Consider the following 20623-nt stretch of genomic DNA (forward strand, 5'->3'; position numbering starts at 1 on the left):
AAAGTGTGGCAAGAAAATTTCAAGCATTGGATTCACCATTAACCATGAGCATTAAAGAAAAAACAAATAAATTACTCGAGCATAGATTCGGACCAGTTTTTTTAGTTACAATACTATTATCTGCCATATCTCTAATTACTAGGCTCTCTTTATTAATTTATAGTGCAGCTAATGTTGATTGGTCAATAATAAACCTCCTTAAAATCCTGGTTATTGGTCTGTTTTACGATCTTGCGGCAGCATCTTTTGCGGTAATTCCGCTTGTAATTTACCTATGGCTGCTCCCTTCTAAATGGTACACCAGCAAATTCAACAAGGTATTATTGTTCATTTATTTTTTCTTTGCTGTTTTCACACTAATTTTCAATGCCATTTCAGAATGGTTTTTCTGGGAAGAATTTTCAGTCCGCTATAACTTTATAGCAGTCGATTACCTGGTATATACTACAGAGGTTATTGGAAATATCCGCCAATCGTACCCGATCAATATTATTATGGTAGGTCTGGTTATCATCACCATATTAATTCTTTACTTCTTAAGAAAGTTCATCACCGCATCTACTATCAATAAAACCAGCTTTGGCAAGCGCACCAAAATTGCCCTGGTACTTTTATGCCTGCCTGTGCTTACTTATTTTGGTGTAAGCCATAAATGGAAATACCACAGCAAAAATCAATATGTAAACGAGCTTTCGGGCAATGGCATGTATGATTTTGGATTTGCCTTCTGGAACAATCAACTGGATTATAATACTTTTTACAAAACACTCCCGATCAAAAATGCAGAAACCATTCTGAGTCGTTTACTGCAACAAGATTCTGCTGCAAAGGGGGAATTTAAATATACCTCCAGAACTATTAATAATCCGGGTACCGAAAATAAGATGAATGTGGTACTGATCAGTGTAGAAAGTTTAAGTGCTGAGTTTCTGGGTACTTTTGGCAATACACAACACATCACGCCACAGCTTGATTCGCTGGCAAAAGAAGGTTTGTCATTCAGCAATTTATATGCTTCGGGAACACGTACAGTGCGTGGTTTGGAAGCATTATCGCTCTGCATCCCGCCTACCCCTGGCCAATCGATCGTAAAACGCCCAGATAATCAAAATCTCTTCACCTTAGGCAGCATCTTCCGTTCAAAAGGTTATAACGCCAGATTTATTTATGGTGGTTATGGGTATTTTGATAATATGAACGAATTCTTTTCGAATAATGGTTATGAGGTTACCGACAGAAGTGCATTACAGGACTCAGAAATCCATTATTCGAATATCTGGGGTGTTGCCGATGAAGATTTATTTATGCTTTCGTTACGCGAACTGGATAAAGATTATAAAAACAAGAAACCCTTCTTTGCACAGATTATGACAGTTTCTAACCACCGTCCCTATACTTATCCTGAAGGGCGGATTGATATTCCATCGCACAGCGGTAGAGAAGGCGCAGTTAAATACACCGATTACGCCATTGGCAAATTTATACGCGAAGCAAAGCAAAAACCCTGGTTTTCGAATACTTTATTTGTAATTGTAGCCGATCATTGTGCATCAAGTGCGGGTAAAGTAGAGTTACCGGTAGATAAATACCATATCCCCATGATTTTTTACAGTCCGGGGCACATTAAACCAGGTAAATTCGATAAACTAACTGCACAGATTGATATCGGTCCAAGCATTTTGGGTTATTTGAATTTCAGTTACGACAGTAAGTTTTTCGGTCAGGATGTATTTAAGATGAAAGCCGGCGATGAAAGGGCTTTTATTAGCACCTACCAGAGTTTGGGTTACCTTAAAAACAATAAACTGGTTATTCTCAATCCAAATAAAAAAGCAACTACATACAAGCCCGATTTCACTACGGGAGGTGCGGTGGCTATACCTGCAGATGAGAAATTGACTCATGAGGCCATCGCTAATTACCAAATGGCATCATACCTCTACCAAAACGGCTTGTACGGCTTTGAGTCTAAAAAGAAACCCTAATTAATTAAGCATGAGCTTCAATATGAACTGCAGCCTGGTCATTACAACTGAGCAGGCTGCAGTGAGGATCAGGCTTCAATTTTCCATTTTTTTGCCAGCTCGGTATTAAAACCATCATCTTCTTTAGGGTTTGGCTGCCCCTTTCCGGTGGTAATTAGTTTATACAAACTTTCTTTAATATAGTTAGTCCAGGCCTCCCTGCAAATTTCATAACATTCGTACTGAGGTACCAATCCCTCGTGTGTAAAAGTTAAAAGGGTTTGTTCTCCCTTTTTAGTAATATCAAAAACCAGTTTTGTACCAATCCACTCGCTTTTATCGGCCGTAAACTTAAAATAGTTGTCCAATATCAACCAAACTACTTTTTGATCTGGAACCAGTTCTACCAGCTTCATTTTACAATAGTGAATATCCCTGTAATGATAAACAGATTCGGCGTTAATGATATGGGTATCTCCTTCAATGGCTTCCGACCACCATCCTTTAATGTTGGTGATTGCGTTAAAAACTTCATTCGGACTTTGATCGACCAAAATGGTGGCTGTAAAATCTTGATTTTCCATGGTTCTGCTGTTGTTTAATTTAAGATTGATTAGAATAAAACAAAGTTAGCAGCAATTGGTGTTGCGAGCAGGGTGCAAAATAGACATTGTAGCGGGTTGATTTGGACAACTTTAAACTTTATCTTTACTACAGCAAATTAGCAAGACAATGCTAAACCTAGATCATGTAAAACCATTAAGATGAAACACATTACCATTCTTGTACCCGACGGGCCAAACAACTTAAGCAGTATTGTTGGTTCGTACAAAATACTGAGCAGGGCTAATGCCTATTGGCAGGAAAGCGGCAAAACTCAGTTATTCAAAATTGAGCTGGCAGGTATTTCAAAAGAAGTCGATTTTTATGATGGTTTGTTTTCGGTGAAACCACACAGGCATATTTCATCTATCACCAAAACCGACCTGGTGATTATTCCCTCTTTAAACCACAACTACCAACAGGCAATGGAAGGGAACCAGGAACTGATTGGGTGGATTGCCGCGCAGTATAAAAACGGTGCCGAAATAGCGAGTGTTTGCACTGGCGCGTACTTATTGGCATCAACTGGTTTACTAGATGGCAAAACCTGTTCTACACACTGGATTGTGGCTGATCATTTCAGCAAAATGTTCCCTAAGATAAATTTACAGACCGATAAACTGATTACCGATGAAAATGGCATTTACACCAACGGGGGTGCCTATTCTTTTTTAAATCTAATCTTATACCTGGTAGAAAAATACTTCGACCGGCAAACGGCCATTTTTTGTTCAAAGGTTTTTCAAATTGAAATGGACAGGCAAAGTCAATCTACCTTTATTATTTTTAAGGGACAAAAGTTGCATGGCGATGAAATGGTAAAAGAAGCACAATGTTATATCGAAAACCACCTGCAGCAAAAAATATCTATAGAGGATTTATCGACAAAATTTGCGGTAGGCAGGAGAAATTTTGACAGAAGATTCATCAAAGCAACCGGAAATACGCCCATAGAATATTTACAACGCGCTAAAATAGAATCAGCTAAAAAAGCACTGGAAACAAGCAGAAAAACGGTTAACGAAGTGATGTATGAGGTTGGTTATACAGATGTAAAGGCTTTTAGAGAGGTATTTCGGAAAATTACAGGCATATCTCCGCTGGAATATAGAAACCGGTACAATAAGGAAATGATCATATAAAACCATCAGGCAACACTTTCCTGCTACCTGATGATTTTATTTTATTAATGTAGAAGGCGCATATCCAAATTCTTTTTTAAAGGCGAAAGAGAAATGCGACAAATCTTCAAAACCCGATTCGAGGTATACTTCTACAGGTTTTTTATGCTTTTCTGCAAGTTGATAATGGGCCAGCTCCAGTCTTTTTTGGGTAAGCCATTTTTGTGGGGCGCGGTTAAATGCTTTTCTAAAATCGCGGTTAAAAGTAGATAAACTGCGGCCCATAAGGTATCCAAATTTCTCAAGCGGCATATTGAACATGTAGTTTTTTTCCATAAAATCGACCAGATCAATTTTTCCGGGCTCCCGAAAATCAGAAAGCACATTATCGATTTCAGGATCAATAAAACGCAGAATATTAATGGCTTCATTTATTTTTAATGCAGCGATATGTTCCGGAAAGTTCTCCTGAAGATCAAAATAAGGAATTAAGGATGCCATGCAGCTTTTTAATAAGGGATGATGGCTAAAACTCAGTATTTGCTGCGACACCTGTACTTTATGCTTCACCTCAATATTTGCGTAAAATTCTCTTAACCGTTTCGCCGATAAATGCATCACCACCGTTTTATGCGGCTGCCCGTCTTTAGGATAATTGATGATGGTAGCCAATTGATTTCTGGGGATCAAAAAAATATCTCCTGCATTAAATACATGTTCCTTATTGGCCTCGATAATTTTAGTCTCTCCAGAGATAAACCAGATCAGCATATGGTTATCGAAAACCACTTCAGTTTTAAACAGCTTGTCTTCATAACAAGAGAGTTTAATCTCTGAAGTGATATATTTTGTTTGAAACTCCATTATGGCTAAAATACAAATAATTGATTTTAATTAATCGGCACGGAATGTTATACCAAGCATTTGCTCACTTAAATCCCATAACCTTTTTGCATTTATTTCATTAACGGCATAAGGCCTTACGCCATGCAAGGTTGATGGTTCAGACATCAGGTGCTCAATATTACCTAAATCAACTTCGGCTACGTCGGCATCTTCGCAATATACACCTCCAATTTCATTAAGTAACGGGCTTGTGGCGCACCAAACCGTTGTGGCCGCACCTTGTGCTAGTTGTTTCAGTTTCTTTTCTACCTCCGGAAAAATATTGCCATCAGCATCGTGTGTACCCATCTGTTGGTAAAGTTCCATAGGTGCTTCTCTACCTAAATCGGTATGGTTAACCGAGCCGGGATGTACAGCATAAGCCCTGATGCCCGATTTGGCCCCTCGTGCATCGAGTTCAACAGCAAAAAGATTATTGGCGGTTTTCGATTGCCCGTAACCCAGTAAAGTTTCATATGGCCGATGTTCAAAGTTAGGATCCTCAAAGTCGAAAGGCGCAATCTGGTGACCATATGAAGAAACATTTACCACTCTGGCCCTATCGGCTTTTTTTAATGCCGGCCATAATTTGGCTGTAAGTTGAAAATGCCCCAAATGGTTGGTAGCCAGTTGCGATTCGTAACCTCTTGCATCTCTACGCAGTGGCACCCACATAATACCCGCGTTATTAATCAAAAAATCGAGCGGCTGTCCGCTCGATAAAAATTTTTCGGCAAAGGCATTAATGGAATGAAAATCCATTAAATCCATACCCTCTACTTCTACATTCGCTAAACCATTTAGATTCCGCTTCGCTTTTTCAATGTCGCGTGCAGGTACTATTACCTTAGCTCCGGCCTGTACAAATGTTTTTGTCGTTTCTAAACCTATGCCAGCATAACCGCCAGTGATGATGGCTGTTTTCCCTTTAAGGTTAACGCCAGCGATCACATCAGTATTGGTAGATGTTGCATTAAACCCTGAGCCTATTGGCTGCTGTAATGCCCCGTTGTAATTATGGTTACTTTCCATTTTTTCTATTGTTTTATTTCACAACAAAAATAATGGACAATAACAGGCCTGGCTTTGTTCAAAACGCCAATCTTACTTTGTTTAAAATGTCAGGATTTAAGATTAAACACCAAACTGCCTTAAATGATGATCGGCATGTTTATAAGAAAAAACACCGATTTGTTCTTTAGTCATTTGACCGAAAAAATCGTGGACAAAATCGGGGTTATCATAGTTTTCAAATTCTTCGATACGTTTGATCAGAATCGTTTGCTGCATTTTTAAATTTCCACCCTTTTCTTTAACCGCAAATTTCCCTGCAGGCATATTTTTACCTATCGGTTTATCATCTTTGATATTGCTTTTAAGTGCCATCCGGCCGAATATTTTACCTAAAAAATCGACTTTATAAACGGGTTTATCTTTACCTAACACCCATTCGAACCAGATGGTACAATGTTTTGCCATTTGACAAACGTCCATTTTACCCCAAAGCCGGTTGCTCTTTTCGGTTAGTGAATTAACCCTATCGATTAATTCACTTCTAGTTGATGCCTCAAATACTGTTTTCATTACCAAAATTGTTTAATGGTTGTAATGAAAAATAGTTTCCCGAATCATCTTTAAACAAAGCTTCAGTTCCATAAAACTCTTTGGTTGGTGCTTTTATGAATTCAACTCCTTTGGCTTTTAACTCTTCGTAGGTTGCAAAAATATCGTTGCAGGTAAGCACACCGCAACCGAAAATCCCTTTTTTGATCAGTCCTATCAGGGTTTCTGCTACATCCTTTGGAAACATTTTACTCACGGTAACAGGAAACAATACCAGCTGCAGATCGGGCTGCTCTGGTGGCGACACCGTTAACCAGCGGCTTTCGGGCCCCATCGGGATATCATCTACCAGTTTAAAACCCAGTTTGTTTACGTAAAAATCATAAGCACTATCCTGATTCAGGACGTGAATGTTGGTGATGGTCATTTTGGTAATCATGGTTCTTCGTTTTATGTGATCAATGTTGAACCAAATTTCAGTAATGATTTAAACATTCACTTCTCCATAATTGCTATTTTTCCAGCCAGCCATGCTGTAAGGCAAAACAACCTGGCACGAAAGAAACAGGCGATTTTTTGATGGCTAACTTTAATTGCTGCATTTGTAACTGATAACTTGAAGGCGACATGCCGACATTGCGTTTGAAAAGTCCGCTAAAAGAGGTTAAGCTATCAAATCCCACTAAAAAACAGGTTTCGGAAACACTTTTGTCTTCGCGCAATAACAGCTGTGCTTTTTCAATTCTTACCCAGGTTAAGTATTGATGTGGTGTTTTAGCGTAGATGGATTTAAAAAGACGCGTAAAATGAAATTTAGAAAAACAGGCTTCATCAGAAATGTAACTCAGGTCTATTTTTTCAGCATAATTTTTATCGATGAAAAGTTTTGCCTGAACAATCCGTCGATATAAGTAAACTTTTGGATATTGCTCCATAATCGGTAAGCCTCTAATTTTTCAGTTTTAGAAAGTTACGAATAATTTAAGGCCAGATTGAAATATAATGATGAAAAGAACAGATATGGCAGGTTATTATTAAATAAGCAGAAATGTTTTAAAATAAAAAAGCCTCAGATTTCTAAGAGACTTTTCGTGGTGCTGCAATTACAGGATGTTTATCACACATAGGCTCATATATTATTATAAACATCTAACCATTTGGTGCAGACTTTAAAGTCATTACAGAAGTATTTATTTGTGCAATGTATATTAATTTGCCTTAAACTGGAAAATTCCAGAATCTGAGGTATTGCCTGCCACATCTTTAGTGACGACCTTCCAATAGTAAGTTGTACCTGAAGTTATCGCTATACCGTTCAGAAATTTATCTGTGATATCCGTTTTGTAGGATGGGGCTGTACTGCTTGTACCAAAATAAACATCGTAGCCCGAAATATCATTATCCGGATCGCTTGCTGTCCAGCTTAGGTTAACCGTACCGGATGCAGTGCCTTGCCCGAAAACGTTAGAAAGCTTGTCGGCAGGAAAGGGAGGGTGAGATATAGTACCTGTACCTGCATTGTAAAACTTCCACACTTCACTCTTAGCCGTTGTTGATGATGAAATAGATTTTGACAAAACATACCAGGAATAAGGCATATCCCGATCAAGGTTTACCGATAAGTGATTGGAAGAAGCATTTAATGTAATAATAGCATTTGTCAGCAGATTTTTAATGCTGATCTCATAATTATCAGTATTATTTGCGCTGTTCCAGGTGAACGTTATGGTACTCTGTGTATTTGATATAATAGTTCCAGATGTACATACTGAATTTTGCGCAGGATAGGTAAGTACTGCAGGTTGAGGATCAGGTGTAATCTCAGCATTGTCTTTTTTGCTGCAACTTGTAAATAAGGCAACTGTTATTAATATGATGGCGATGTACTTTCTCATAATTTCACAACTTTAAGCGTTTTTTCACTTGGGCCGGTCTTCACTTTAAGCAGATAAACACCAGGAGTAAGATGCTGAGCTTCGATCGGCACCGTGCCAGAAGTATTGGTAAATTGTTTGCTATAAACCTTTCCACCAGTAATTTTAAATAATTCAATGGTTACGAAAGGAATTTCTGTGCTGCCCAGATTTACGTTTAATGTTGAGGTAAATGGATTGGGATAGGCCAGAATCCCGGTTGACAGGTCGAAACGTTTTTGATAAATGCCCTGGCAAGATTTATCTGTAGCAACGGTTACATCGTTTACACCATTTCTCAGGCTAAGTGTGATATTACCTGCTGTAGTTGTAGTGGTTACCCCATTCAGAGTAACATAATAGGTACTACTACCATCCAGGGTAAGGTTTAAGCTTTGAGCAGCATTATTAACAGCGGCATATACAGCCAAACTTTTAGGTTCGGTGATTACAACATTAAAACACTGCTGATAATTGCTTTGGCCGGCAATGGTAAAGCAAACATTATAAGTGCCCGATGCCAGGTTGTCAATACTGGTTGTGCTGGTAAACGGATAGGCAGCATTTAAACCTCCTCCGGTTATTGTTGCAGTATAATTCAAACGCTGCGCAGCGTTAATCGTAATGATACCGTTTGCCGATCCGTGACAAGTAGCACTATTAGTCGTTAACGTAAAGTTAGAAGCAGGCAATGCAAATATTGAGGTAATTACAGTAGCAGCTGATGCCCTACTTACTCCATTCAGGCTTACAATAACGCTGTATTCCCCGCTTTGACTAGCTGTATAAGTACCTGAATTTGCCCCTACAATGTTAACCCCATCCTTCAACCACTGGTACGTATAGCCGGCTTCCGAATTGGCCGTTAACAATACATTACCTCCCGGATAAAATGTAAGTGGCCCTGAAGCTGTGATGGTTGGTTTGGGCACAACGGTAACCTGATCAGTAAAGGTTGAAGTACCTGCTATATTAGTTACCGATAACGTTCCACTTATTCCTAAAAAGGTTGCAGTAATCTGTGTATCAGACTTAATCATAAACGACAATGCAGGCACACCTGCTATAGAAACATTTGTGGTTTTGGTAAAGTTACTACCGGATATTAATAATTGGCCTGTACCATCTATTGCAGCTACTACAGATGTAATAATCGGAGGGCTTACAAAAATGAAACCAGGAAACGAATCCTGACCATTCGGAGTTTGAACAGTAATGCTACCACTCTCACCCTCACCAACAATTGCTATAATAGTTTGAGGAGAAACTATCCTAAATGATTTTGCAGTCTTAGCACCAAATTTCACAACCGATGTTTGGTCAAAATATTTACCTCCAATGTAAACAGTTGAGTCTTTTGCTGCAATAAGAGGAGATACGGAGGTTATTTGCGGTGTAGGTATAGTGCCATTATTATAAATTGTTATTTTGGTATTTAAAGGGTCTAAAACTATAATATCATTCCTTCCATCGCCATCCATATCACATATGCTATAATTATTAACATTATCGTTAGTACTCGTAATCAACTGAGCAGGCGATGCAAACAAAATATTACCAGCACCTGATAAATTACGCGAATAGCTAATAACACGACTTACCAGCCCAATTACGTCTAACTTGCCGTCTCCATCAATATCGGCCAAACTATTTCGAAATGATAGACCCGTATTCGAAAATACGGCAGGTGTTTCGAGTGATTCGGTATTAATTGTACCTTTTGTTCCCTTATTTCTTGAAACCAGAAATACACTGCCGCTGTTATAGCCGTAATCATTTTCAAACACATCTACCTTACTATCTCCATCAAAATCGGCAGACATTAAAGTTGAAGAATAATAACTCGAGTGCCGGATATATGTAGTTGGATACAGCTGAGGATTTAAACTTCCTGGCACTGTATTATTTTTAAATATTGTAAATCCATCATAAGAACTTCCATATATAGGATCGGGCCTATTATCACCATCAATGTCGGTTAAGGTAAATGAAACATTGCTACTTGAGGGGATATTTTGAAAGTAACCTGCTGTTCCAAAAGATACCGTGGATCCTTTTGAAGTATTAAGATAATAAGTTCCATCTTCACCTAAAAATAAATCTGGTCTGCCATCCATATCAATATCTCTAAGAGACATCCCTGAGTATGAACTATTTAATGACTCAAATGCCGTTGTGCTAAAAGATACATTAGCCCCAGTTGATGTATTACGTAGAAAGACAATACTCAGCCCTGTACCAAATAAAATATCAGGTTTTCCATCTCCGTCTACATCATCTACCACCATATTTATCACTTGTTTGCCACTTATTAAATTAACTTTTTGCGTGAAGGATGATCTGGATAATACTTTATCATTACCATGTAAAAGAACATACAGCGAGTCGTTTTTGGCGACCAAAAAATCAGGAGTACCATCTCCATCAAAATCTTTGATAGCTATTGAAGAAACTGCTGAGTCGAAATTTATATCCTGCTTGTTCGAATAGCCTGAAAAGGTTGCTGTAGTGGTAACTAAAAATGGCAAGTTTGAATATCCGGTTAGTCCCTTGTCTATATTGGTTACTGTAACTAAATTAGTTGCTCCGGCAGGTACCACTACATCTAACTTTGTTTTGCTTGCATGGGTAACCTGAGCTCTAACCGGGCCAAAATAAACCACGTTTTTTTCAGGTACGGTATTAAAGTTATCTCCCGTTATACCTAATGTCGTTCCAACTGGTCCAGATGCTTGTGAAAATGAAAGTACCACTGGCGGACTACTGTATAAAAATCCGGCTATTGCTCCGGATCCACCATCACCCGTAACGGTAATTGATCCGGTTTCACCCAAACCTGGTACAGCTTGGATACTGGTTGACGAATTTACGATAAATGAACTTGCTTCCACACTGCCAAATTTTACACTGGTAACATTGGTAAAATTAGCCCCGATGATTTTAACTTCTGCTGTAGCGCCTTCACCAGTTTTTGTAAATGAAGTGATTACAGGAGCAGGTAAAAAAACGAAACCATCAAAAGAAGCTGTTCCCCCCGGGTTTGTTACTGTAATGGTACCACTTGAGGCATTTGTAGGCAATACTTTAATTTGAGTTGGCGACACCACTGTAAATGTAACAGCAGATGAACCAAATTTAACCTGCGTTATTCCCATAAAATCACTCCCGTTTATAGTAACTGGAGTTTGTCCATTGGCAGTTAACGGGCTTACGCTGGTAATGTTTGGCCGAGCATACCAGCTAAAACCATCAACTTGTGTGGTACCTGCATTGGTTGTTACAGAAATTTTGCCACTTGCACCAGAATTTATGGTTACCAACACCACATTATTGCTTACACTGACAATTGTTGCTGCAGTACCACCTATTGTTACTGCAGATGCCGTAAGAAGGTTTGCGCCATTGATAGACACAGACGTTCCGGAACCGCCTGAAGTAGGGGTAAATGAATATATTGCCGGAGGGGGTAGGAAGATAAAACCAGCTATACTTGAAGATCCATCAGTTCCATTAATATTTACATTGCCACTGTTACCGGTACCAACTGTAGCAGTTATAGTAGTAGGCGAAACTATAGTAAAAGATGCTGCGCTAACGCCTCCAAAGCTAACTGATTGTATGCCCTCAAAATTATTACCAGTAATGGTAACTGTTTGCCCTGCAGCAGCTACCAGGGGGCTAATGTTCTGAATAACTGGCGAATTATAAATAAATCCATCTATTGAAGCGCTACCGCCAACCGTACTCACACTGATACTACCGCTTACAACGGTATTATTAATGTAAACGACAATGGAAGTAGGCGAAACTGTAGAATATAAAACTGAAACACCCCCAACTTTAACTCCGGTGACACCAATAAAATTCGTTCCGGTAATGGTTACCTGCCCACCGCTTTTTTGTGCTGCAGGGGAAAATGTTGTAATTGTTGGTGGCTGAGCCCACACAAAGCCTGACCGAGAATCCTGACCGAGTGGCGTTACAACCACAACATCGCCCGATGAAGATGCAGCAGGCATAGCACTTATCGAAGTTGGCGATAATACCGTAAATGATGTGGCTGGTACTCCTCCAAAGCTCACAGCGGTAGCATTTGTAAAATTTGCACCAGTAATAATTACCTGTGATGATGATAATGTACCTGCATACTGTGGGTTAAAAGAAAAGATGGATGGACCTGGATGGGTAAAGCCAGGTGCAGAAATCCGTCCCAAAGGCGTTACAACCGTCACACTTCCTGATTTTCCCAAACCAACAACAGCAGTAATTTGAGTTGACGAATTGACCACAAACGAAGCAGCTGGAACACCACCAAAATAAATATCGGAAACATTTGTAAAGTTATTCCCGGTAATAACAACAGTTTGGCCAGTACCCGTGTTTGCTGGTGTAAACGAAGTAATAGCTGGCCCTAAATAACTAAAGCCAGGTAAAAATGCAGAACCACCCGGTGAACTAACACCAATAGAACCACTTGCCCCAGCACCAACAGTTGCTTGTATCGAAGTAGGTGATAAAACGGTAAATAGCGAATTTACACCACCAATTGTAACTGCAGCTACTTCTGTTAAATCTGTACCGTTAATTGTAATAACATCTCCACTAGCGGCAGTTATTGGTGTAAAAGTGGTAACTGTTGGGGCCGGTACCCAGATAAATCCAGGCATGGATGTCGTTCCATAGGTGTTTGTAACGGTTATATCCCCTGATGATGCGCCACTACCAACGTAAGCAAAAATCTGGCTACTGCTACTATAACCTATGCGGGCAGGTACCCCGCCTATACTTACTTGTGAATTACTTAAATTAGATCCAATAATTGTAATTGTGCTATTTAATCCACCTTTAAGCGGGTATACCTGAGTAATAGCTGGAGGCAAAATATAAGTAAAATTACTATAGGTTGTTTTTCCTCCTGGTGTAGTTATAGTAATGCCATTACCTGATCCAGCAGCAATTACAGCTTTGATGATTGTTGGTGAAACCACTGTAAACGAACTTGCAGCAATGTTTCCAAAACTTACATTTGTTGCGTTACTAAAATTACTACCTGTTATAGTTATATTATCCCCGGTGCCGCCAGTATAGGGAGATATGGAATTAATATTTGGGGCCGGAATATAGGTAAAGCCAGGAAAACTCGCTGTTCCACCAGGTGCGTAAACAGACACAGACCCGGTGCCCCCACTACTACCAACTACTGCGTTTATCTGGGTTGGCGAAACGATTGTAAACGAAGCATAATATCCACCAAAATTAACCTGAGATACTCCGCTAAAATTTGCACCAGTAATCGTTATAACGCTACCGGCAGCCCCACTGGAGGAAGAAATAGCTGTAATAGTAGGCGGAGGTATAAAGGTAAACCCTGATAAACTCGCTGTTCCGTACGGATTAGTTACAGTAACATCTCCAGATATTGAGCTACCAGCAGCAACATTTGCATAAAGGCTGGTTGGCGATGCTAAAGAAAAACTTGAGGCAGGTTTTCCACCTATGGTTACAGCAGTTGTGCCTGTAAAATAACTTCCAGTAATGGTTATACCTTGCCCTGTGTAGGCAGATGTGGGTGAAAACGAAGCAATTATGGGTGGTTCTGTAGAAACCGCTACTGTCAGATTTAAATTATAAGTACTTATTCCGAGTTCGTTTGATGCAGAAATTTTGTAGTTAGTGGCAGCAGAAAGTGCCTTTGGTGTACCAGTTATAGCACCATTGGTGCCCAATGAGAGCCCGATTGGTAGCGCGGGGCTAATGGTAAAGCCCGTTGTTAAGACCTTGTAAAGACCTGCTGCCAGATACACGATATTATCATCCTCATCTAATATGAAGTTATTATAATAAGTCTGACTTTTCGGTTGTCCAGTTGGATCATAATATACCGGCCCTCCAATAGTAACCACATCTGCAGAAGGGCTTACACGGCGAAACATAGAATTTCCATCGGCAACAATCAAATTACCTTTCGAATCCATTTGCATCATTAGTGGAGCCCAAAAAGAAGCAGACGCCCCGTTACCATCCACACTACCAAAGTTCGAGCCTGCAAAGGTTGTTACAACACCGGCCTGTGTAATTTTTCTAATCAAACTATTGCCCGATTCTAATGCATATATATTACCGTCACTGGCTACCGCTATAGCAACCACATTATAAAATGATGCCGCAGCTCCTGTACCATTAGCCTTTCCTGTAACTCTAGACTGGCCTGCAAGAAATGACACCGTACCATCCGTAGCAACTTTCATTATCCTACCCGTTGCTTCTGCAACATAGATTACACCATTCGCATCCATAGCAAGTGCATTTGGACTAATCAGCCCTTGCGCATAAGTCGAAACTACACCATCTGGCGTTATTTTTCTTATCCTCCCATTTGTTTCATCCCGGCTATTATTTTCAGCTACATACAAATTTCCAGCATTATCTTTTATAATATCGCGCATCGTACCAAAGAGTGCTGATGTACCTACTCCATCGGCATAACCGTAAGTTGTTGTTCCGGCTAATACTGAAGAAGTCCCATCTGGTTTTACACGGACTATTGAAGCATACTGAATGCCGTAAAGATCCCCTGACGATGCTTTTATAAAATGACTAATAAACGTTGGGTTTGATGCAAAAAGTTGATGAACTTGAGGGTATATTCTGGCAGGAACAGCTCCACCAGTATTTGTAACACTAATGGGCGTTATTTCTTTTTCAAGAAAAACCGTTTGCGGGCTTGTATAACTAATATTTGGTTTTTGTGCGTATGATCCAAACGATATTACCAACAAAAAAAATAGCAGAGAAATTTTAAATAAGCCAAAGTTTTCCCAAATGGAAAGCAATTGATTTCTAATTGCTATTTCCAACAGTTTTAAATTGAATATTAGGCGTTTATTTAGACACATAAAGGGCGTTTTTGTTTGGTTAAGATGCAGCAATCTATATTCATTTGCGATAATGAATACGAAATAACTACCTAAATAAATGTAAATAGATTATAACACTGAAAGGCAGAAAGCCGAATAAGTGTGGGATGGGTTCAGTGTAGAAAAAACATTGTTGAGAGAGTTAATTGATTAATAAAATTTCATACCTTACAAATTTAGCATAAATATTCATAGTCAAAAAAAAAGATCAAGATTTTCAAGACAACTTCAAACTACCATATAAATTACCTGGAAGACTTTTATTCCGAAGCATAAATACCCTACGAAATCAAAAAAGATTACGCTAAGCTCGTACATTCAAATGCCTTTATTATTTGGGCTTTAATCAGCTTACATTCTTAAAATATGTGCCAACAAAAAAAACTCACATTTCAGTGAAGCTTTTCGCGATCCCGCCGGGATTGGCTCAGCCCTGCAAATCCCGAACTCGGCCTTGAGCCTTTTATAAATCGAACCCAGGCCGGCACTTCTGTTCGAATCCCAGCGGGAATAAAACAAAAAAGCCCCACATTTCTGTGAGGCTTTCTGTGATCCCGCTGGGATTCGAACCCAGGACCACTACATTAAAAGTGTAATGCTCTACCAGCTGAGCTACGGAATCATTTTGTCCCTTTCGAGGCTGCGAAGTTAGAAATTAAATTCATTCCTGCAAAGAACAAAATCAATCTATTTAATAAAAACTTAACATTTACTAAACAAATAACAGTTAAATATTTAGGATTCATCAGGTTAAGCATCATAAAAAAAATATCTTTTTTCTTTCCTCTCATCTCCTTTTTCGGGAAAAACGACAAATAAGTTAAGTCCTGTTCTTCATTAAGATCCAATTATTATTTCAGACTGCTATAAACGACTACCTGCAGCAAACGTTTGCGCAAACAATTTGAAATGTTAATCGACTAAAAACAATTATTTTTATAGTAGATCCAGCTAAATACATCATCCATGAAAAAATTTGCATTCATCATTACCTTATTAAATTTTAGCCTTTTTACCTTCGCTCAAAAAAAAACGATACAGGCACGTCCAAATATTATAGTTTTTTTGTTGGATGATATGGGAATCATGGATACTTCGTTACCCTTTTGCGACAGTATTATGCCATTAAACAAACGTTACCATACACCCAATATGGAGCGAATGGCAAAAGAAGGGATGAAATTTGTTAATGCTTATGCCCAACCCGTCTGTACACCTACCAGGGTAAGCTTAATGACGGGTATGAATGCCACCCGTACCCATGTTACCAACTGGACTTCGCCTCAAAAAAACACTAACTCTGAAGAAAAAGATGAACAATTCTCACCACTAAATTGGAATATTAATGGTTTTAGTCCGGATTCGGATATAGAAAAATCAGTAAAAGCTACGCCTTTTCCAAAATTGCTGAGGGATGCTGGTTATTATACCATACATGTGGGAAAAGCACATTGGGGCTCGATGGGAACACCTGGCGCCAATCCTTATAATCTGGGTTTTATGGTTAACATTGCCGGGCACGCAGCAGGCCATCCACAAAGTTATCTTCCTGAGCAACGTTATGGCAACATGCCTGGCAAAGCGCAGGCGCAGGCAGTGCCTGATTTAGAACAGTATTATCATTCTGAAACCTTTTTAACAGAAGCGCTAACACTTGAGGCAAAAAAAGCGCTCGCCATTCCAATCGCCAGAAAAGAACCTTTTTATCTCAATATGGCCCATTATGCCGTTCATACGCCGATTATGGCCGATAAAAGATTTGTGCAAAAATATTACGATGCAGGTTTAGACAGTACGGAAGCCAAATATGCCAGTTTGGTAGAAGGAATGGATAAAAGTTTGGGCGATATTATGGATTTCCTGAAGGCTAAAGGTGCAGATAAAAATACCATGATTATTTTCATGAGCGATAATGGCGGTTTAGATGCTCATTTAAGAGGAGGCCCTGCAAACACACACAATTATCCGTTTAAATCGGGAAAAGGTTCAGTTTATGAAGGTGGTGTACGCGAGCCGATGATTGTAAAATGGCCAGGTGTGGTTCCGGCCCACTCCATTAATCGAAATCCGGTAATTATTGATGACTTTTTTCCAACCATATTAGAAATAGCAGGAATTAAAACCCTAAAAATTATCCAAAAACTAGATGGATTAAGCCTGTTTCCTATACTCAAAAATCCAGAAGTAAAACTTCAGGACAGGTCCTTAATTTTTCATTCCCCGAACAAATGGACAACAGTTAAAGATGAAGCGCTGCTTGGAATAAATTATTACAGCGCCATTCGCTATGGCAACTGGAAATTGATTTACCAGATGCGTACACAAAAATTAGAACTCTACGATTTAAGCAAAGATATTGGTGAGCAACATAATCTTTCAGCAAGCCATCCTGCTGAAACCAAAAAACTGGCCATGCTTTTAGGTAAAACCTTAAAAGAACGTGGCGCACAAATGCCTGTAGAAAAAACGACCGGAAAAACAGTACCATTTCCAGATGAGATTTCTGGTAACTAGGTATGTTTATCGTGATCAAGCAAAAGAGATGTGTCATAAAGGTGAATTCACCTCAGATGCTGTCATGTTGAACTTCCCGAAGAATCGGGAAACTCAGGGTGACAAATCTATATTTATGACACAACTCTTTTCCTTAAATATGATTATAAACCCCATCCATACCTGATACGGGTTAAACCAGATTGATTGGTGGTTGTTAAAGTAATATTTGTTCCGCTTCCACCACGGGTCTGAATACTATAGCTATCGTTGTCTCTAAGCCCTGGCCAATAGACACTTGCCACTTTACTATTTCTAAATACATTAGTAGAGCCAACAATGTAAGCAATCTCATTATCGCTACCAACTGAACCGGTGTAATTTTTACCCGTGGTCATCGCAGCACCATATTCGGTCACAACAGTGCGGCTTGCATAATTACCAAAACGGCTTCGCCAATCGGTTTCCCAGCCCGCCTGTGTTCTGGTCGCCCAAAATGCATAATTATGCAGGGATAACAAGCAGCTCGAAAAACGGCTATCGGCTCCGATAGCGGTTACATTTTCAGAATAACCGGTACCGCCCAAAAGAATCCGTCCTCTACTTACATTAGGGTAACGGGAAAGCCATTCAGCATAAATCGTGGTTAATTGAGCCAATGTATAACCATGTGGCTCATTCATAGGTTCGAAATATACATTGGCGTTACTTCCATATTTATTAACCACAGTTTGCCACATGGCCCAAAACTGGGTGGTATTATCAATAGTGCCGTTGCGTGAAGATGCACCCTCCCAATAAGCTAAAATTACTTTCATGTTTTTACTTATTGCGCGGTCTATAGCTCCGGTATAAGCGCCCCACCATGCATCTGCCACACTAGAGGGGTTAATTGGTAAACGAACCGTGTTCACTCCGGGCATATTGGTTTGGAAAGCCGTCAGTATGGAGTTTGCCTTTGCCGATACCGTGGTATAATTATCACTGGCGGTTAACCCTGATGGTATTACCCATCCGTCCACAAAATTGTCGCGGCCATCGGCCCAGTTTACCCCCGAAATCCCTGCAGCTCCAACAGATTCTACACTTGCCTGTTGAGCATTTGAGGCTGCTGTTTTTTCAATTTCGGGTTGAGTTTCGGTAATTGATTCCTTTTTTTTACAGGCCATTAAGCATGCGCTTAACATAAAGGCTAACATTACGATTGACTTTTTAGTTTTCATAGGTTTTTTAATTTAATATTTGGTTAGTGAGGCGTTAATCAGAAAATGGTTGAGGTTGTTTCTTTAGTTTTTTAATTCATTTAAAATAGGTTTAGGTAAACTGATTAATTTATTTTGATTTGCTTTTAGTAATTCGAAAACAACCACTTCGTTTTTCCCCTTTTTCAGCCATTCTGCGGGCAGATAAAGTGTTTGTTGTGGACCAATTGCCCAATATTTACCCAGATTATGTCCATTTACCCAAACCAATCCTTTACCCCATTGGCGCATATCTAAGTAGGTATCGGCAACTTTCGTTAAATTAAATGAGGCGGACTTAAGCACAGGTCCCGTTGGCCTGGCCACTCCAGCTGGTTTCTTTTGGACATCTACCTGATCAAATGGCAGCCTGTACATTTTCCATGATTTAATCACCGTGTTATTAAAAGTTACATTTTTGGTGATGCCCTTATTATTTTTCAATAAATAAGGTCCAAAATTAACCCTGCCCATATTTTCGACAAGAATATCTAATTGTACCATCCCTGCAGGAAGATCGACCACTACACTATCCTGATTAAGCCTTCTGTCTAAAACACCTACCCTTTTTTTATTGATAAATACCAAACCATAATCGCGCAATTCGTTGATTTTGATTACGCCTTTACGTCCACCCTTTATCGTACTGCTGTACAGCACGAAGCCATATGGCTGGTTCAGGGCTTCGAAGGTTAATGGATTTTCGCTTAGTTGCGGTTTTCCGATCAAACTAAATATATCTATCGTTTTGGTAAGGGTTATTGAAGGTAATGTAATTGCAGGCTTAGGTTTGGGAACATCGGGCAGCGTTTGGTTAGCCGGCAGATTCTTTTTTATGGTTTCGCGAAAAAGCATAAATTTAGGGGTTGCATTCCCGGCTTCATCTAAGGGTGCATCATAATCATAACTACTAATCTGTGGTTCGTAAGCGGTAGAATCGTTATAGTTTGCCCCATTCATAAAACCCCGGGTGGTACCGCCATGAAACATGTACATATTGATGGAGATGCCTCCTTTAAGTACGGTATCTAATTTATCGGCATAAGTTTTAGGGTCTACCTGATGGTGTTTTGTACCCCACCAATCGAACCAGGCCGGGTACCACTCCGGTACAAAATATGGCCCAACACCGTTATTATATCTCTTGATGAGTGTTCTGATTTGAGCAGGATTATCGATACCATTTACGCCAGGAAGCAATCCGGCCAAATGTCCGCCTTCTAAGGCCGGAACCGGATCGCAAGTAGAAAGTACCCCATCAAAACCCGCTTCTTTAAAAAACCGGGTATTCATCTGCAGGTATTCTTTATCGTTCCCATAAGAACCATATTCATTTTCTACCTGAACCATTAATATGTTGCCACCATGGTTTATTTGCAATGGTGCAAGGCGTTTACCCACCTCGGTAAGGTATTCTTTATATTCTTTTAGGTATTGTGCCTCTTTACTCCTAACCTGTAAACCTTTAATGTTTTGCAACCAAAACGGATACCCCCCAAATTCCCATTCGGCACATACATATGGACTTGGCCTGAGCACCACCCATAAACCTTCTTCTTTGGCAATACGCACAAATTCTGCGATATCGTTATTTCCTGAAAAATCATATTTATCTTTCTGTGGCTCATGTACATTCCAGAAAACATAGGTACCAATGGTATTTAACCCCATTGCTTTAGCCATTTTCATCCTATCTCTCCAGGCTTCCCTGGGTATCCGGGGATAGTGCATTTCACCGGAAATAATCTGGAAAGGTTTATTATCAAGCAGGAAAACAGAGTCTGCAAGTTTAAACGTATGCTTAGACTGGGCATGGCTTTTAAGGCCCGCGAAACAAGTAATCAGGATTACTGTAAGCATTAAATTTTTAAGAATAGGTTTCATAGTGTGTTATCTTTAAGGTAAAAATTAAGACAAAGCATG

The 20623-nt window shown here is 39.5% G+C and carries 13 protein-coding genes and 1 tRNA gene; 3 read left to right on the top strand and 11 right to left on the bottom strand.

Translation table 11 applies throughout. From position 1 onward, the window contains the following. The first annotated feature begins 44 nt into the window (after positions 1-44). Positions 45-1985: an LTA synthase family protein gene (locus AC07YT_RS06010; protein WP_086545675.1), complete on the top strand. Its 1941-nt coding sequence runs from the start codon at positions 45-47 to the stop codon at positions 1983-1985. 68 nt (positions 1986-2053) lie between these two features. Here AC07YT_RS06010 and AC07YT_RS06015 read toward each other — a convergent pair whose 3' ends face one another. Further along, positions 2054-2548, bottom strand: coding sequence for an SRPBCC family protein (locus AC07YT_RS06015; RefSeq protein ID WP_086545674.1), 495 nt, complete (start codon positions 2546-2548; stop codon positions 2054-2056). 180 nt (positions 2549-2728) lie between these two features. On the opposite strand from AC07YT_RS06015, the gene AC07YT_RS06020 reads away from it, so the two are divergent. Next, complete coding sequence (locus tag AC07YT_RS06020) at positions 2729-3709, top strand: GlxA family transcriptional regulator (protein ID WP_086545673.1); 981 nt, start codon at positions 2729-2731, stop codon at positions 3707-3709. A gap of 36 nt (positions 3710-3745) precedes the next feature. Here the strand turns inward: AC07YT_RS06020 and AC07YT_RS06025 are convergent, their stop codons facing one another. The 8 genes from AC07YT_RS06025 to AC07YT_RS06060 form a co-directional block, all read right to left on the bottom strand. Next, positions 3746-4552 carry an AraC family transcriptional regulator gene (locus AC07YT_RS06025; RefSeq protein ID WP_086545672.1) on the bottom strand — a complete coding sequence of 269 codons (807 nt, stop codon included), beginning with the start codon at positions 4550-4552 and terminating at the stop codon, positions 3746-3748. 30 nt (positions 4553-4582) lie between these two features. Further along, positions 4583-5605, bottom strand: coding sequence for an SDR family NAD(P)-dependent oxidoreductase (locus AC07YT_RS06030; RefSeq protein ID WP_086545671.1), 1023 nt, complete (start codon positions 5603-5605; stop codon positions 4583-4585). A gap of 102 nt (positions 5606-5707) precedes the next feature. Beyond that, positions 5708-6157 carry a DUF1569 domain-containing protein gene (locus AC07YT_RS06035; protein WP_086545670.1) on the bottom strand — a complete coding sequence of 150 codons (450 nt, stop codon included), beginning with the start codon at positions 6155-6157 and terminating at the stop codon, positions 5708-5710. Beyond that, a complete protein-coding gene (locus AC07YT_RS06040) occupies positions 6141-6575 on the bottom strand; it encodes a VOC family protein (protein WP_057934711.1) in 435 nt (144 codons plus the stop codon). The genes AC07YT_RS06035 and AC07YT_RS06040 overlap by 17 nt, the downstream gene beginning before the upstream one ends. A gap of 73 nt (positions 6576-6648) precedes the next feature. Continuing rightward, a complete protein-coding gene (locus AC07YT_RS06045) occupies positions 6649-7071 on the bottom strand; it encodes a helix-turn-helix domain-containing protein (protein ID WP_494945219.1) in 423 nt (140 codons plus the stop codon). A gap of 273 nt (positions 7072-7344) precedes the next feature. Then, positions 7345-8031 carry a hypothetical protein gene (locus tag AC07YT_RS06050; protein WP_086545669.1) on the bottom strand — a complete coding sequence of 229 codons (687 nt, stop codon included), beginning with the start codon at positions 8029-8031 and terminating at the stop codon, positions 7345-7347. After that, positions 8028-14906 (bottom strand): IPT/TIG domain-containing protein, encoded by a 6879-nt coding sequence (locus tag AC07YT_RS06055; RefSeq protein WP_494945220.1) that lies wholly within the window; start codon positions 14904-14906, stop codon positions 8028-8030. The genes AC07YT_RS06050 and AC07YT_RS06055 overlap by 4 nt, the downstream gene beginning before the upstream one ends. 609 nt (positions 14907-15515) lie before the next feature. Then, positions 15516-15588 (bottom strand) — tRNA-Lys (locus tag AC07YT_RS06060). Positions 15589-15932: 344 nt separating this feature from the next. Here AC07YT_RS06060 and AC07YT_RS06065 point away from each other — a divergent pair. Beyond that, positions 15933-17480 (top strand): sulfatase, encoded by a 1548-nt coding sequence (locus AC07YT_RS06065; protein WP_086545667.1) that lies wholly within the window; start codon positions 15933-15935, stop codon positions 17478-17480. A 143-nt stretch (positions 17481-17623) separates the two neighbouring features. Here the strand turns inward: AC07YT_RS06065 and AC07YT_RS06070 are convergent, their stop codons facing one another. Then, positions 17624-18682 (bottom strand): cellulase family glycosylhydrolase, encoded by a 1059-nt coding sequence (locus AC07YT_RS06070; protein ID WP_494945221.1) that lies wholly within the window; start codon positions 18680-18682, stop codon positions 17624-17626. A gap of 63 nt (positions 18683-18745) precedes the next feature. Next, entirely contained in the window at positions 18746-20584 is a 1839-nt protein-coding gene (locus AC07YT_RS06075; RefSeq protein ID WP_494945222.1) for a glycoside hydrolase family 35 protein, read from the bottom strand. Positions 20585-20623: the final 39 nt, after the last annotated feature.

The organism is Pedobacter sp. GW460-11-11-14-TSB4 (assembly GCF_059423705.1).

What these genes read in the sequence shown, in the direction of transcription:
- AC07YT_RS06050 (WP_086545669.1), bottom strand. Translation starts at nt 8,031, where the DNA reads ATGAGAAAGTACATCGCCATCATATTAATAACAGTTGCCTTATTTACA.
- AC07YT_RS06035 (WP_086545670.1), bottom strand. Translation starts at nt 6,157, where the DNA reads ATGAAAACAGTATTTGAGGCATCAACTAGAAGTGAATTAATCGATAGG.
- AC07YT_RS06040 (WP_057934711.1), bottom strand. Translation starts at nt 6,575, where the DNA reads ATGATTACCAAAATGACCATCACCAACATTCACGTCCTGAATCAGGAT.
- AC07YT_RS06020 (WP_086545673.1), top strand. Translation starts at nt 2,729, where the DNA reads ATGAAACACATTACCATTCTTGTACCCGACGGGCCAAACAACTTAAGC.
- AC07YT_RS06070 (WP_494945221.1), bottom strand. Translation starts at nt 18,682, where the DNA reads ATGAAAACTAAAAAGTCAATCGTAATGTTAGCCTTTATGTTAAGCGCA.
- AC07YT_RS06030 (WP_086545671.1), bottom strand. Translation starts at nt 5,605, where the DNA reads ATGGAAAGTAACCATAATTACAACGGGGCATTACAGCAGCCAATAGGC.
- AC07YT_RS06025 (WP_086545672.1), bottom strand. Translation starts at nt 4,552, where the DNA reads ATGGAGTTTCAAACAAAATATATCACTTCAGAGATTAAACTCTCTTGT.
- AC07YT_RS06065 (WP_086545667.1), top strand. Translation starts at nt 15,933, where the DNA reads ATGAAAAAATTTGCATTCATCATTACCTTATTAAATTTTAGCCTTTTT.
- AC07YT_RS06015 (WP_086545674.1), bottom strand. Translation starts at nt 2,548, where the DNA reads ATGGAAAATCAAGATTTTACAGCCACCATTTTGGTCGATCAAAGTCCG.
- AC07YT_RS06045 (WP_494945219.1), bottom strand. Translation starts at nt 7,071, where the DNA reads ATGGAGCAATATCCAAAAGTTTACTTATATCGACGGATTGTTCAGGCA.
- AC07YT_RS06010 (WP_086545675.1), top strand. Translation starts at nt 45, where the DNA reads ATGAGCATTAAAGAAAAAACAAATAAATTACTCGAGCATAGATTCGGA.
- AC07YT_RS06075 (WP_494945222.1), bottom strand. Translation starts at nt 20,584, where the DNA reads ATGAAACCTATTCTTAAAAATTTAATGCTTACAGTAATCCTGATTACT.